Genomic DNA, 14,209 nt, shown 5'->3' with positions numbered 1-14,209 from the left:
GCCGGGCACCGGCCCCGGCGTCACGCGAAGAGCCAGGCGTGCCCCGCGCGATAGTCCCGTAGCGAGGCCAGCGCCCGCTGCGCCACCGCCTCGTTGCGCGCCGTGCGGCTCCGCGGCCGCACTGCGAGCGGCGGAACGATGCCGAAGTTGGCGTTCATGGGCTGGAACTGACTGGTGGGCGTGTGCACGTAGGACATCAGCGAGGCCAGCATCGTCTCCGGCGGCAACGGCGGCATGCGCCGCCCGTGCTGCCCGGCCACGATGGACAGCGCCACCACGATTGCGCTCGCGATGGACTCCACGTACCCCTCCACACCGCAGATCTGCCCCGCGTAGTAGACATCGCCGAGGCGCCGGTCGCGAAGGTACGGCTGGCACAGCCGGGGGATGTTCAGAAATATGTTGCGGTGAATGGTCCCGAAACGCAGCACGGACACATCCGCAAAGCCGGGCATCATACGGATCATCTCTTTCTGGCTCGCCCAGGTCATTCGCGTCTGGAAGCCCACCATCCCGAGCAGGCTTCCCGCGCGGCTCTCGCGGCGCAGTTGCAGCACCGCGCAGGGATCGCGTCCCGTGCGCGGATCGGGCAGTCCGCGCGGCTTCATGGGTCCGAAGCGGAGCGTATCGTCGCCGCGCCGCACCAGCACTTCGATGGGCAGGCAGGCCTCGAAGTACTTCTCTTCCTCGAACTCATGCGACTGGGCGTACTCGGCGCCGCGGATGAACTCCACAAGACGCGTGTACTGCTCGCGGTCGAAGGGGATGTTGAGATAGTCGGCCTCGCCCTTCCCGTAGCGGCTGGCCCAGTACCCCGCGCCTGGGTCGATGCTGTCGCCATCCAGCGACGGTGCGATGGCGTCGTAGAAATAGAGATGCTCGCTCGTGCAGTGGGTCTGCAGCGCGCCGGACAGGGCTTCACCGGTCAGAGGACCGGTGGCGATGATGGCCGGGCGCGGCAATTCCAGCGTGTCCACGCGGGAACGTTCCACGCGGATGCCGGGGTGATCTTCGATGGCCCGGGTAACGCCGGCGGCAAACAGATCGCGGTCGATACCCAGCGCGTGCCCCGCCGGCACCGCGCTCTCGCGCGCGACACCCAGCAGCCTGCATCCGAGGATGTCCATCTCCGCCTTGAGCAGACCGGAGGCGGTGTCGATGAGGGTGGACTTGAAGGAGTTCGAGCAGACGATCTCGGCCAGGCGATCCGTCTTGTGGGCGCCGGTCGGGGTCTGCGGGCGCATCTCGAACAGGCGTACCGGAACACCGCGATCGGCCAGTTGCCAGGCGGCCTCGCAACCCGCCAGCCCGCCGCCGACGATGGTCACTTCCTTCATGGACGGCGCACGCGGGCTCCGGCTACTCGCCCGCGAACTCTTCCTTGCACTTGGGGCAGCGGAGGAACTCGCCGCGGGACTTGGACGACTTGTGCACCAGGTAGGGGTTTCCGCACGACGGGCACTCTTCCTCGGCCGGCTTGTCCCAGCTGGCCCAATCGCATTCCGGGTACGCGCTGCACCCGTAGAATACCTTCATGCGCTTGGTGACCTTCTCGACCACCTTGCCCTTGCAGCCCTCGCGCGGGCAGTTCATCCCGATGGGGAACGCCTCGGTGTGCTTGCACTCCGGGTAGCGCGAGCAGGCGGCGAAGCGGCCGTAGCGCCCGGTCTTCGCCACCAGGTCCGAACCGCACTTGGGACACTTGCCCTCGATGTGCACGCTCGGCATCTGCTCGGTGAGCGGGCGCGAAAACTTGCACTCCGGGTACGCGGGACAGGCGAGGAACTGACCGTTGCGGCCCCACTTCTTGATGAGGTTGCGGCCGCACTTCTCGCACTTTACGTCGGTCTCCTCCTGCAGGTCGCTCTTCAGGAGCGCCTTCTTCTCGTCGATATGGTCGAGCGATTCCTTGAAGGGTCCGTAGAAATCCTTCACCACCGCCTGCCATGCGAACTCCCCGCCTTCCACCCGGTCGAGCTCCTGCTCCATCTGCGCGGTGAACGAGGTGTCGAACACCTCCGGGAAGAAGCGTTCCAGCGTCTTCCACACCTGGCGGCCCAGGGTGGTGGGACTGAGTCGCCCCTCCTGCTTCTCCACGTACTCGCGGTCCTGGATGATGGACACGATGTTCGCGTAGGTGCTGGGCCGGCCGATACCCTTGTCCTCGAGATCCTTGATGAGCGTGGCCTCGGTGTAGCGCGGCGGCGGCTCGGTGAAGTGCTGGGTGCCGTCGATGTTCTTCAGTTCCAGCTTCTCGCCCTCGCTCACCGCGGGCAGTTCGCCCCCCTCTTCCTGCAACTGCTCCTCGTAGACGGAGAGGAAACCGGGGAACGTCATCACGCGCCCGTTGGCCTTGAGGGTGTAGTCGCCGGCCTTCACCATCACTTCGGTGGTGTCGTAGCGCGCGCTCTCCATCTGCGAGGCCACGAAGCGCCGCCAGATCAGCTCGTAGAGCGCGTGCAGATCCTTGGCCATGGTCCCCTTGAGCGACTCGGGGGTGCGCGTCACGTCCGAGGGGCGAATGGCTTCGTGCGCGTCCTGGGCCTTGGTGCTGGTCTTGTGCACGCGTGGCTTGTCCGGGTGATACTCAGAGCCGAAGGTGCTCGCGATGTAATCCCGCGCCGTACCCAGCGCCTGATCCGACACACGCACCGAATCGGTACGCATGTAGGTAATGAGACCCACGCGGTCGCCGTTGCCGACGTCGACACCCTCGTAGAGTTGCTGCGCCAGCATCATGATCTTCTTGGCGGAAAAGCGCAGGCGGCGTGCGGCGTCGCGCTGCATGGTACTGGTGATGTACGGCGGCTGGGGGTTGCGCTTGCGCTCCTTGCGTTCCACGGAGGTCACCTGGTACGACGCCTTGCGCAGGTCGGCCACCACCGCGTCGGTCTCTTCCTTCGTCTTCAGGTCGACCTTCTTGCCCTTCTTCTCGATGAGCTTGACCGGCAGTTCGCCGTTGGCCGCGCCGAGCAGGCCCTCGACGGTCCAGTACTCCACCGCAACGAACGCCTCGATCTCATTCTCGCGTTCACACACCAGCCGCAGCCCCACCGTCTGCACGCGCCCCGCCGAGAGTCCGTAGTAGAAGATCTGCCACAGCACCGGGCTGATCTTGTAGCCCACCAGGCGGTCCAGGATGCGCCGCGCCTGCTGCGCATCCACCTTCTGCATGTCCACTTCCATGGGGTTTTTGATGGCCCCCTGGATGGCCGCCTTGGTGATCTCGTTGAAGATGATGCGTTTGACGTTCTTCTGCACCGGAGCGATGTACTCGCGGATGTGCCACGCGATGGCCTCGCCCTCGCGATCAAGGTCGAGCGCCAGGTAGACAAGGTCGGCCGTCTTGGCGTCCTTCTTGATCTGGTCGAGGACCTTCTTCTTGCCCCGTGAAACCACATACTCGGGCGCGAATCCGTCGTCGAGGTCCACCCCGAGCCGGTTGGTGGGCAGGTCCATCACGTGTCCCACCGAGGCCACCACTTTGTAGCCCTTACCGAGGAACTTCTTGATGGTGTTCGCCTTGGCGGGCGACTCGACGATTACCAGTGCGTTGTTCGGCATATGTTGTTCCCAAAAACACGAATCGCAAGATGGGAGTCTTGCGTTGTCAAAAAAGATTCTGTCGGCGGTCCCGCCCCGTCAAACCGGGGCCCCGCCGGCATCGAAATGGTCAAACACGTCTTCGTCGGCGTCACCCGCGTCACGGTCGAAAATGACCGCGCAGGCGATCTCCTTCACGTCCTCCACCTCGACCTTCTCCGTCCCCACCGGGATGGCACGGGCCACGATGGTCTCGAACTGCCGCCCGTCGATGATCCCGAGGTTGAGCAGGCGGAACATATAATCGAAGGCGCCGGTGCTCAAGCTCATGCGCTCGAAATCGCTCAGCACGCGGAACGACCCGGTACGCAGGCGCTCCACGCCGCCCTGGCCGGGCCGCGACGAGAACCAGAAAACCGCATGCTCGATCTCATCTGTTGAGTAGCCCCGGCTCAACAACTCCTTGTCGAGCTCGACGCTGCTGCGGTCGGCGCTCCGGCTGATCTCCGCCACGAGCACCACAAGGTCCATGAGCCGTGTCCACATCGGTTTTCCCTCCGGGAACCGCCTTCAGCAAGTCCCGTGCTCGCCGCCAAACGGGCCCGAAACATATACCAGCCCCTGCCGGGCGGCAACACCAATTGTGGATAGATGGCTGGAAAGAAGGTAAGGCGAATCGTCTAAGTGCTTGCCCCATGGCACTTTTTATACTTCTTCCCGCTCCCGCAGGGGCACGGGTCGTTGCGCCCCACCTTCTCCTCTCCGCGGACCACCGGTTTTCCGGTCGGTCGATCCTGGAGCACCCGGCTGGTGGCTTCCGTGGCACCCATGGGTCCCCCGAGGGGCCCCGGAACCGGTCCGGAGATGGGTGCGGGACCGCCGGAGACCGATGCAGCCGGCGCCGGTTGCGCGGCCCCGATGGGGGCGGCCTCCTGGTGGACGGCTCGCGCGCGGCTGAGGTCGGCCACCTGTCGCGGCGCGGCGGCGATGCGGGCGTGGAAGATGGCGTGGAGCGCATCGCGATCGATGCGCTCGTTGAGGTCCGCGAACAGCCCGAAGGCCTCGCGCTTGTACTCGACCAGCGGGTCCTTCTGCGCGTAGGCCCGGTAGTGGATTCCCTCCTTGAGCGAATCCAGCTCGTGCAGGTGATCCATCCACTTCTCATCCATGACCTGCAGGAGCACGAACTTCTCGAACTCCCGGACCAGCTCCGGATTGTTCAACTGGCGCGACAGGAAGTCCTCGCGCGCGCGCAGCGCCTCGCGCGCCTTCGCGCCCACCGCTTCGCGCAGGTCGTCGAGCGATCCCTCCGCCTCCTCCGCCGGGAAGGGGTGCAGGAAAATGCTCTCCATCTGGGCGAGGAAGTCGCCCCGGCGCTGGTTCTCCGGCAACTCGCTGGCGTTGATGGTGGTGGCCATGGCGCTTTCCACGAAGTCGTCTACGATGGTTTCGATGATCGGGCGCAGATCGGGCGCGTCGATCACCTCGTTGCGGCGACCATAGATCACCTCGCGCTGCTTGTTCATCACGTCGTCATAATCGATGAGACGCTTGCGGATCTCGAAGTTGTAGCCCTCCACCCGCTTCTGTGAGCGGGCGATGCTCTTGGTGACCAGCGAGTGGGTTATCACCTCGCCCTCCTGCAGGCCCAGGCGATCCATCACGCCGGCGATGCGCTCCGGCCGGAACAAGCGCATGAGGTCGTCCTCGAGGGAGATGTAGAATACCGACGCGCCGGGGTCGCCCTGGCGTCCAGCGCGTCCGCGCAGCTGCCGGTCGATCCGGCGGGACTCATGCCGCTCGGTGCCGATGATGTGCAGGCCGCAGGGGACGTCCGCCGCGCAGGCGTTGGTGTCCACCGTGCCGCCGTCCTTGGTCTTCCAGTCCTTCTTGCCGGTGCCGATGCCGCACTCGTCGCACTTCATCACCGACGCTTCCAGCTTGATGTCCGTGCCGCGGCCCGCCATGTTGGTGGCGATGGTCACCGCACCCGCCCGGCCCGCCTTGGAGACAATCTCCGCTTCCTGCTGGTGGTATTTCGCGTTCAGGACATTGTGCGCGATGCCGCGACGCTTGAGGAAGCGTGACAGCGTCTCCGACACCTCCACGCTGATGGTGCCCACCAGCACCGGGAGCTTCTGCTCGTGGAGGCGGACGATCTCATCCACGATAGCGTTGTACTTCTCGCGCCGCGTCTTGTAGATGAGATCCTCGTAGTCGACCCTGCGCACCGGCTCGTTGGTCGGCACCACCTGCACGTCGAGCTTGTAGATCTTGTGCAGTTCCTCGGCCTCGGTTTCCGCGGTGCCCGTCATGCCGGCCAGCTTCTCGTACATGCGGAAGTAGTTCTGCAGGGTGATGGTGGCGAGGGTCTGTGTCTCGCCCTCGATGCGCACGCCCTCCTTGGCCTCCAGCGCCTGGTGCAGGCCCTCCGAGAAGCGGCGCCCGGGCATGAGGCGGCCGGTGAATTCGTCGACGATGATCACGCGGCCTTCCTGCACCACGTACTCGACGTCCTTCTGGAACAGCGTGTACGCGCGCAGCAGCTGGCTGAAATTGTGGATGGACTCCGAACGCTCGCCGTAGTGCCGGTGGGCTTCATCCTTCTTCTGCACCCGTTCGGCGGGTGTGAGCGACTCGTCCTCGTCGATGGATGCAATCTCCTCGCTCAGGTCGGGCAGCACGAACTGCTCGCGATCCTCGGGCGAGAGCGCGTCGCGCCCCTTGTCGGTCAGGTTCAGCGAACTCCCCTTCTCATCGACGGCGTAGTAGAGCTCCTCGTCCAGGTCGGTGAGCACCTTGTCGCGCATGAGCACCACTTCCATGCGCTGGATCATCTTCTCGATGCCGGTCTCACCCACCAGCTTCATGAAACGCGTGTTCCGGGGCGCGCCGCGTTTCACCTTGAGCAGCGCACGCGCGACCTCTTCTTCCTTGTCCTCGTCGTCCTTGTGCTTCTCGGCAAACGACACCAGGTCGTTGGCGAGCCGCGCCTGCAGCGACACCACCCGCTCCACCTTGGGCTTGAGCTTGGCGAACAGGTCTGACGACTTGCTGTGGGACACCGGCCCCGAGATGATGAGCGGCGTGCGCGCTTCGTCGATGAGGACGCTGTCCACCTCGTCCACGATGGCGTAGTGGTGGCCGCGCTGTACGCGATCTTCCGCGCGTGTCTTCATGTTGTCGCGCAGGTAATCGAAACCGAACTCGTTGTTGGTGCCGTAGGTGATGTCCTTCGCGTAGGACGCCTTGCGTTCATCGTTGGGAACGTCGCCCTGCACGCAGCCCACCGAAACGCCGAGATGCTCGAACACCCGTCCCATCCACTCGGAGTCGCGGCGGGCGAGGTAGTCGTTGACGGTAATGAGGTGGACACCCTTGCCGGTGAGCGAATTCAGGTACAGCGGAAACGTCGCCACCAGCGTCTTGCCCTCACCGGTGGCCATCTCCGCGATCTTGCCCTGGTGGAGCACGATGCCACCGACAATCTGCACGTCGTAGGGCACCATCTCCCACGTGGTGGGAATTCCCACCACGTCCGCGGTGGTACCCATGAGGGCCCGGCAGGCCGCCTTCACCAGACCAAAGGCCTCCGGCAGGAGGTCGTCGGTGGTCTCCCCCGCGGCGATGCGCCCGCGGAACTCGTCCGTCTTGGCGCGAAACTGCTCCGGCGTGAACGCGGCGTACTCTTCCGCGCGGCGGTTGACCTCGTCCAGAATGGGCTGCTGACGCTTGAAGTCGCGCGTTGCCTTGGGCTTGAACAGTTTCTCGATCAGCTTCATGGGATCAATGGGCCTTTCGCTTGAAGTCCATGCAAGGTAGCAAATGGGGGGGGCGGAGCGCAAGGTGCCCGGCGGTGGGCGCCGTGCACTAGCGCGGCAGGTCGAGCCCGTAGAAGCGGCCCGCGTTGTTGCCGAAGTAGACCCGGCCACCCAACACCAGTGGCGATGAGAAGATCGCCTCGTCGGTGTCGAAACGGCCCTCCAGCCGGCCGGTCCCGGCGTCGAGGCAGTAGATCGCCCCGTCGTACGACGTCACCACCACCTGGTCGTCGGTGACACCGGGGCGCGAGAGGATCGCGCCCGAGGTGGCGTACTTCCAGACCAGCGCGCCTTCGTCGGCCGCTATACAATAGAGGGAACGGTCGCCGCTGCCCGCATATACCCGCCCCGACACCACCCGCAGCCATGCGTTGACCGCGGCACCGGTGGAATAGGACCAGCGCTTCTCGCCTGTGGCCACGTCGAGCGCCACGACGGTTCCCCCGGCGGTGCCGACATAGACGCGCTCGCCATCGCTGGCCGGCGAGGACGTCACCGGCCCTCCCAGTGAAACCGCCCAGGCGCGCGCCCCGGTGCTCTCGCCGATCGCGTACAGCCGGCCGTCGTGCGACGGCACCAGCACCAGCCCCCGCGACGCGGCCAGCGATCCCCGGATCTGTCCGCGGGTGCGGAACTTCCACAGAACACGCCCGGTATCACGCGAAAGCGCGTAGACGTTGCCCTTCACGGTGCCCACGAAGACGCGCTCCGCAGTCGCCACCGGCGTGCTTACGATCTTCTCTTTGAGCTGCCGCTTCCACACCGGCTTGCCGTCGCCGCGCGCAAGCCGGAAGACGTTGCCCGCGTAATCACACACGATCACCGCGTCCCCCGTCACCATGGGAGACGCCCCCACGCCACCCGCGGCGTGATGGGTCCACAGCGTGGCGCCCGTCGCGGGCTCCAGCGCATAGACGTTGCCGTCGCGCGCGCCGAAAACCACCGCGCCCTCGGCCGCCGCCGGCGACGAGGTCACGGCCTCGCGGTAGGTCTGGCGCCACGCCTCGGCAAATCCGCGGGCCGGCGTGCTCTGCGTCTCCTCGCGGGTGACTGCGGCTAGCTGTTGCGCATCGCCCGGCGCGGGTTCCGGCTCGTTGCGCACGTTCTGCGGATGCGTTCGCTCCTGTGTGGCACGTGCCTCGCGCGCGGTCCCGTCGCCGGCAAGCCTGCCGCGCACCGCACGCACCCCGAGGTATCCGCCCACCAGAACCACCACGACGGAAAGCGCCAGTGCGGCCCGGCGCGCGGCCGGGTGCATGGCCGCGCCACGCGCGCCCACGGCGGCTCCCGCATGCGCAGACGCCTCGCGTCCCGGCGCCACGCCGCACACCACGTGCAGCAGCGCACCCGACGAGCGCTCCAGCATCACCCTTCCCCCGGCGCCGCGCTCGACCTCCAGCGCATCCATGACGGCCGCCGCGTCATCGGCGAGGCCGCCGAGGAAGAACTCCAGGCCGGGTTGCAGCGCCGTCGCAAGGTCGAAGCGGAACAGGGCGAGTGAATCGGTCAGTGATTGCGAAAACAGATCGTGCTGGGAGCGCGCGGTTTCGATGCTCAGTTCTTCCGCACCCGCCGTGCCCCCCGCCACCGGAAGCAGCACACCGGCGGTGCGTACCCGCGCGGGCAGATCGCGCCCGCACAGCAGAAAGACATGCCGGCCATCGATCACCAGAACGTAGATGCCGAGGCCCCGAAAGTCGTCCACCCGCGTGTCCACCTGGCGAGCCGCGTCGTCCAGTGCCAGCACCACGCCGCGCAGCAGCGTGGCCGGGGTCTCCGGCTGCTGCGCGGACTGGTAGCGCGCCACGATGGAGCGGTAGGCCGCGCGCAGGAACCCATCCCGCGATGCCCCGGCGCGCGGTGGCAGTTCCTGCAGCACCATGAACAGGCCACCGCCCAAACGCGCCCGTTCGGCATAGCAGTAGCCCGCGGCCGCGTCACCGGAGGCAGGTGTGAAGAGCGTGGGTCGTATCATGGCTTCGCGGCGCGCCGGAGCGCGCTGCGTCGCGAGGGTAGGCACCCGCCTCGGCGGGTGTCAACGAAAGAAACCGGGTCAGGAGCGGCGGCGGCCCGAGCTGGAGCGCTTTCCACCGGCAGGGCTCTTCTTCGCGGGTGGGTCCGTTGCACGGCGCAGGAATCCGAACAGCCCGCCCTTGCCCTTGCCGCCGTTCTCGCCGTTGGGACCGCCGATTCGGCCGCCGGAGCGGTAGCGCATCGCCATCGGATGATCCGGGTCCCACTTCAGGGCCTCGTCGAAGCACTCCATGGCGGTGCTGGTCAGCCCCGCCTGCATGTAGACGAAGCCGAGATTGGAGTGGTAGTCGGCGTTGTAGAACTCTATTTCCAGTGCCTTCTTGCAGGCATCGCGTGCCTCGTGAAGCTGCGTGCGCAGAACGCCAAGCGAGAAACCGTACCAGCTGTAGTAGGCCGGATTGGAGTCGTCGAACTTGATGGCGGCCTTGAGCAGCACCGCCGCCTTGTCGTAGCGATTCTGGCGCATGGCCGCACGCGCCTGATCGTAGGAGAGCTGCGCGGAACGCTTGTCCGCTTCCCGGCGCTCGGTGGGCGATCCGGTGGTCGATTTGCGCCGCTTGAGACGCTCGTCGAAATCGCGGCGCGAGAGCGGATCGTTGAGAATGGAGAAGGCCTCGTTGATCAACTTGAAGTCAATGTCGCCGGCACTCTGCTCCCCCACCACGTCGGGATGGTGCAGCTTGGCGAGCTTGAAGTACGCCTTCTTGATCGCCTCGGTGTCGGCCGTGGGCCATACGCCGAGCACCTCATAGTAGTCGATGAATTTTACGTTCTGTTCCATTGCGACTCTCGCGTTGGTTGGGGGGCGCCTACTCGGCGGTCTTTCCGCCCGAAACCATCTTCAACTCGCGCAGAAGATTGTTCGCGAGCTGGTTCTCGGGCTGAACACTCAATACCTGGTCAAGCTGCGCCTGCGCTTCGTCGAAACGATTGTTCTCGTAGTAGAGCAACGCCAGGTTCAGCCGTGCCTTCGCGTAGTACGGGTTTATCTTGAGCGCGATCTCGAATTCGTGAACCGCGTCATCCACCATCCCATTGTTGCCGTAGGCGATGCCCAGGTAGTTATGCAGATCCGGGTAGTCCGGCTTGAGCGCCAGCGCCTTCTTGAGTTCGCGGATGGCTTCGTCGGAGTTTCCGTTCTGAATGGCCTCCACCGCCAGTTCCTTGCTGATCTGGGCGGAGCTGGGGCGTTCATCGATCATCTCGCTGTAAAGGCGCGATACGTCCGCCTCGTCACCGGTGCGCAACGCCGTAATCAGGCTGTCCAGCGCCTCCCGGTAGAAATTCGGGCAGCTATGACGCGCCGCCTGCGCTTCCTGGATGGCGGCGTCGGCGTCGCCCGCCCGCCGGAGAACCGACGACAGGTTGATGCGGGCGCGAAAGAACTTGTTGTTGATGCCGAGGGAGGTCCGGAAGCACGCTGCCGCCTCGGCGAGGCGCTCGGCATCCACGTACAGAACACCGAGCTTGTAGTGCAGGTCGGCAAACTGGGGCTTGATCTTGACGGCCGTTTCCATCTCCCGGGTGGCCGCATCCCGATCCTCCGCGTCCAGGAACTCGCGCGACAACGCCACGTGGGCCTCGCAGGTGTACAGGTCCAGCGTGCCGCGATCGACGTCGCCCGCCGGGCCCGCCAGCGTCCTCAGTTCCTCGAACTTGGCCAACGCCTTGCGGTGCTCGCCGGAGTTGAACATATTCAACGCCTTCGAGAACTCGTCCTTCGGAATGAAAGCGAACAGTCGTTTTAGAAACATGGCCTACCCCTGAAAAAGTCTCAACACCAGCTGCATGACGATCCCACTGAAGATCGGCACCCGCATATTGTCGTCCAGCGGCGATGGCAGCGCCTCTGCCAGTGTCGCGGCCAGTGCCCCGATCAGCGCCACCGAGAGTGAGCCGAGCAGCGGAATTCCCACCGCCAGGCACACAACGAAGCACGCGATACTTCCCTGCGGGCTCTTGCCCCAGTAGAGCGGCTTTCCAAATCGCTTTCCGATGATGGCCGCGGCGGCGTCTCCAAGGACCAGAAATGCGAGCGCCGCAATTGCCACCTCGTGATCGAAGACGATGACGCTCAAGAGCGCCGCGATCATGTAGTGCGTGGACCCGAGCAGGTGCTCCTGCTCGTGGGGCCGGATGAGCGACCGAAACAGTCGGAGGAAGAAGCTCCTCAGCCGGTGATCACTCAAACGCAGCAAATCGACCGCGACCGTGATGAAAGTAGCAAGTATGAGGCCAAGGAGAGCCGGGGTGGGCGGCATGAGGTACACCCACACCGGGACCGCGATCATGGCCAGGTGAAAGGACTTACGTTGCAGCTCGGCGGTCAGTGTCTGGGCTGCTGGCGGGGTATCATCCCCCGGGGGAGGTGTCTTCTGGCTCATTCCGGGGCGATGGTAGCGGAGTGTCCACCGTCATGAACAGGGCAAAAACGAGGCGGGCGGTGGCGGCGATGAATCAGCGTGCACCGCTGAAGTAGAGGGAATGATAGACGTTGGCCGATTCGACCACCCGCTTCACATAACCACGCGTTTCCTTGTAGTCGATGGACTCCACGGCGTCGATGGCGGGCGCACCCGCCGTCCCGGGTTCGATCCAGCGACCCGCGGCCCCCGGGCCGGCGTTGTACGCGGCCAGCATCCATGCCACGCTGCCCTCGCCGGCGCGCAGAAGATCCGCCGCGTACCATACCCCGAGCGAAACGTTGACCGCGGGCTCGTCCAGGCGGTCCCCCATCTCCGTCGCCAGGTCCAGTTGTGTGGCCACCCGCCGCGCCGTCTGCGGCATGAGCTGCATGAGACCCACCGCCCCCGCACGCGAAACCACGTCCGCTTCGAAGCGGCTCTCCTCGCGGATCATGCCGTAGATGAGGTGCGCCGGCACGCCGTTGCGCGACGCGTTGTCGAGCACCTGGGCCGGGTACGGCAACGGGTAGGTGAGCAGACGGAAGTCATCCCCGTGCGAGCGCCGTTCCTGCCAGGGAAGGCTCGACCGCGCGCGTTCGTACAGGCGCACGCTCTGCCAGGGCATCGCGTAATCGTCGTAGATGCGCGCAAGGATGAGACTGTTGTGCGCAGACGTGCGCCCGCTCCGGCGGGCCGCGTCGAGTTCGCGCTCCGCCCAGTCGCGTAATCCGGATTCGAGAAAGAAGAGGCCGCGTTCGACGGCCGCGTCGGCCGCTCCCCCGGCGGGCGAACGCGGCGACGACGCTGCAGCAAGCACACGCTCATAGGCCAGGGCGCGACCGTCTTCCACCCGCGCCAGCCAGTCGGTGAGCGACCCGGGGCCCTCGCGCAGGATGCCCCCACTGGAATCACGCAACGGCCCGCGCACCGACGGGAGCACGTCCGGGGCGACGTAGAAGGAATACTGGTTCAGGGTACGCAGTTCGTCCAGGATCAACGCGCCGGAGCTGCTGCCCGCGCGTTCTCGTTCTCGCGCCAGATAGTACAGCGCCGCCTCATCGGTGCGCCGCGAGCGCGCCAGCCACTGCTCGTAGATGGCGGCCGCCTGGGTGCCCTGTCCTGCCTGAGCCAATTCCGCCGCCCGTCGCATCGCGGCCGCCCAGCCGTGGAACGTGGACGGGTACGCGCGGCGCACCTGGTCCAGCACCCGCGCCGAGTCCGCGGCGCGGTCTTCCTGGCGGTAGAGGGAAGCCGCGGCATAGAGCGCTTCCGCCGCGAGCGGGTCGTTGGGATAGGCCCGCACGAACGTCTCGTACATCGCGGCCGCCTCACCCGGCTTGCCCAGCTTGCGCAACGACCGCGCCATCACCAGCATCGACCGGCGTCGCAGCCCGCTGTCGGAGTACGAAGGCCGCGCCAGCGCGATGGCACGCGAGTAGTCACCGGTCGCATAGTGGTACTCGGCCCACAACAGGCGCTGATACTCCGCGTCGTGCGCACCCAACCGCCGCCCGTCCAGGATACGAAGTGTTTGACGCAGGGCCTTCTCGTCGCCCTGCACCGCAAGCACGTCCGCGCACGCCAGCAGCGTTCCCGACGACAGACTCGCGGTGTGAGGGCGCGCCACCAGGTCCGCCGCCGCCTCACCCGCCTCCGGCGAACGGGCCGCGCTGCTGCACAACGCACGCGCGGCGCGCACCGCCTCGGCGCCGTCCCCGCATTCCCACGCCATCCGGTATGCGGCCAGCAGCAACTCACGCCGTGTGTCGCCATCGGCGACCAGCTTCGCCCCCGCTACCGCGCTCTCCATCGCATCGCACGGCCGCCCGAGCTCGCGGTAAACGTTGACGCGCTCCTCCGCAAGCGGCGCGCGCAGCGCCTCCGGCAGCGAGGACGCGTCCATCCCCTCCAGGCACGCCGCGGCCGCCGCCGCGTCGCCCAGCGCGAGGTGGCAACGCACCCGCAGGTAGTCTGCGTAGGCGCCGAGCGCCGGCTCGGCGGTGGCGGCGTTGTCGAGAAGAGCGATTGCACCGGCGGGATTCCCCGCCTCGAAATTGAGGCGGGCGCGCTGCAGCCGCACGAGGAAGTCACCGGCCAGCGGCATCCGGGCGAGAATGCTGTCCGCTTCGGCGTAGCGGCCGAGCTCGGTGAGGAGCCGCACCGCGAGCCGGTTCTCGGCGTCGTCGCGGGGCCCTCCTCCACGCCGCAAAACGTCCCACGCGAGCGCGGGCTCCCCGTGGCGTTCCAGGAGACGCGCCGGAGAACCGGCGGCCACAACCGCACGTTCCGACCGGGACGCGGACCGCTCCGCGCGGGTTCCGGGCCCGTCCGCGACTCCAGAAAAAAGCAGCGCGGCCACGAGGACCGCGAGGGGGTAACGCCGAATCATGTAACAAGTATACGCCG

At 66.3% G+C, this 14,209-nt stretch carries 9 protein-coding genes; all 9 read right to left on the bottom strand.

Annotated features, from left to right (window positions below):
• Window positions 1–20: 20 nt before the first annotated feature.
• The 9 genes from trmFO to OEX18_07650 all read right to left on the bottom strand — a co-directional run bounded on the left by trmFO (window position 21) and on the right by OEX18_07650 (window position 14,078).
• Window positions 21–1,337: a methylenetetrahydrofolate--tRNA-(uracil(54)-C(5))-methyltransferase (FADH(2)-oxidizing) TrmFO gene (trmFO, locus tag OEX18_07690; protein ID MDH4337148.1), complete on the bottom strand. Its 1,317-nt coding sequence runs from the start codon at window positions 1,335–1,337 to the stop codon at window positions 21–23.
• A gap of 22 nt (window positions 1,338–1,359) precedes the next feature.
• Window positions 1,360–3,564: a type I DNA topoisomerase gene (gene topA, locus OEX18_07685; protein MDH4337147.1), complete on the bottom strand. Its 2,205-nt coding sequence runs from the start codon at window positions 3,562–3,564 to the stop codon at window positions 1,360–1,362.
• Window positions 3,565–3,642: 78 nt separating this feature from the next.
• Window positions 3,643–4,089, bottom strand: a complete 447-nt coding sequence (locus tag OEX18_07680; protein MDH4337146.1) for a DUF494 domain-containing protein — start codon at window positions 4,087–4,089, stop codon at window positions 3,643–3,645.
• Window positions 4,090–4,223: 134 nt separating this feature from the next.
• Window positions 4,224–7,325 (bottom strand): preprotein translocase subunit SecA, encoded by a 3,102-nt coding sequence (secA, locus tag OEX18_07675; GenBank protein ID MDH4337145.1) that lies wholly within the window; start codon window positions 7,323–7,325, stop codon window positions 4,224–4,226.
• 88 nt (window positions 7,326–7,413) lie between these two features.
• Window positions 7,414–9,339, bottom strand: a complete 1,926-nt coding sequence (locus tag OEX18_07670) for a PQQ-binding-like beta-propeller repeat protein (GenBank protein MDH4337144.1) — start codon at window positions 9,337–9,339, stop codon at window positions 7,414–7,416.
• Window positions 9,340–9,417: 78 nt separating this feature from the next.
• Window positions 9,418–10,179 carry a DnaJ domain-containing protein gene (locus OEX18_07665; protein MDH4337143.1) on the bottom strand — a complete coding sequence of 254 codons (762 nt, stop codon included), beginning with the start codon at window positions 10,177–10,179 and terminating at the stop codon, window positions 9,418–9,420.
• 28 nt (window positions 10,180–10,207) lie between these two features.
• Window positions 10,208–11,152, bottom strand: coding sequence for a tetratricopeptide repeat protein (locus OEX18_07660; GenBank protein ID MDH4337142.1), 945 nt, complete (start codon window positions 11,150–11,152; stop codon window positions 10,208–10,210).
• A 3-nt stretch (window positions 11,153–11,155) separates the two neighbouring features.
• The gene (locus OEX18_07655) at window positions 11,156–11,782 is read right to left on the bottom strand and encodes an SEC59/DGK1/VTE5 family protein (protein MDH4337141.1); all 627 of its coding nucleotides are present in this window, start codon (window positions 11,780–11,782) and stop codon (window positions 11,156–11,158) included.
• A gap of 73 nt (window positions 11,783–11,855) precedes the next feature.
• Entirely contained in the window at window positions 11,856–14,078 is a 2,223-nt protein-coding gene (locus OEX18_07650; GenBank protein ID MDH4337140.1) for a transglycosylase SLT domain-containing protein, read from the bottom strand.
• Window positions 14,079–14,209: the final 131 nt, after the last annotated feature.

Source organism: Candidatus Krumholzibacteriia bacterium (genome assembly GCA_029865265.1).
In the GTDB taxonomy this organism is placed as follows: domain Bacteria; phylum Krumholzibacteriota; class Krumholzibacteriia; order WVZY01; family JAKEHA01; genus JAKEHA01.
Note: the sequence above shows the minus strand (reverse complement) of the source record. Positions and strands in the feature narration are given on the sequence as shown.

What these genes read in the sequence shown, in the direction of transcription:
- trmFO (MDH4337148.1), bottom strand. Translation starts at nt 1,337, where the DNA reads ATGAAGGAAGTGACCATCGTCGGCGGCGGGCTGGCGGGTTGCGAGGCC.
- topA (MDH4337147.1), bottom strand. Translation starts at nt 3,564, where the DNA reads ATGCCGAACAACGCACTGGTAATCGTCGAGTCGCCCGCCAAGGCGAAC.
- OEX18_07680 (MDH4337146.1), bottom strand. Translation starts at nt 4,089, where the DNA reads ATGTGGACACGGCTCATGGACCTTGTGGTGCTCGTGGCGGAGATCAGC.
- secA (MDH4337145.1), bottom strand. Translation starts at nt 7,325, where the DNA reads ATGAAGCTGATCGAGAAACTGTTCAAGCCCAAGGCAACGCGCGACTTC.
- OEX18_07670 (MDH4337144.1), bottom strand. Translation starts at nt 9,339, where the DNA reads ATGATACGACCCACGCTCTTCACACCTGCCTCCGGTGACGCGGCCGCG.
- OEX18_07665 (MDH4337143.1), bottom strand. Translation starts at nt 10,179, where the DNA reads ATGGAACAGAACGTAAAATTCATCGACTACTATGAGGTGCTCGGCGTA.
- OEX18_07660 (MDH4337142.1), bottom strand. Translation starts at nt 11,152, where the DNA reads ATGTTTCTAAAACGACTGTTCGCTTTCATTCCGAAGGACGAGTTCTCG.
- OEX18_07655 (MDH4337141.1), bottom strand. Translation starts at nt 11,782, where the DNA reads ATGAGCCAGAAGACACCTCCCCCGGGGGATGATACCCCGCCAGCAGCC.